This is a genomic window from Ciceribacter ferrooxidans, assembly GCF_004137355.1.
Classification (GTDB): domain Bacteria; phylum Pseudomonadota; class Alphaproteobacteria; order Rhizobiales; family Rhizobiaceae; genus Allorhizobium; species Allorhizobium ferrooxidans.
In genome coordinates, this window is sequence record NZ_SDVB01000366.1 from 1 (window position 1) to 261 (window position 261).

At 64.8% G+C, this 261-nt stretch carries 1 pseudogene; it reads right to left on the bottom strand.

The features are described 5' to 3' along the window. A pseudogene (locus tag EUU22_RS22245) lies at nucleotides 1–261 on the bottom strand (TonB-dependent receptor); the annotation flags it as partial.

Here is a 261-nt window from a genome sequence, read left to right on the forward strand (position 1 = left end):
CATCCGCATTCACAATGTTGTAGCCCGCCGTCTCCGCTTCATGGTCGGCGACGCGGTTCTGCCTGAACACTCGGTAGGCCTCGAGCCCGCCTGACCATTGGTGCCAGACCGTATTGAGCCGCACGCCCAAACGGGCCGCCGGTATGCGCGGCAGATTGCCGCCGCCACGCAATGTGCCGTAGACTAGATCGCCGAATACCCCGGCGGTGAAATGGGGGCTGAAGCGGTAGCTCGCCTCACCCTCCACACCGGTGAAGCGGG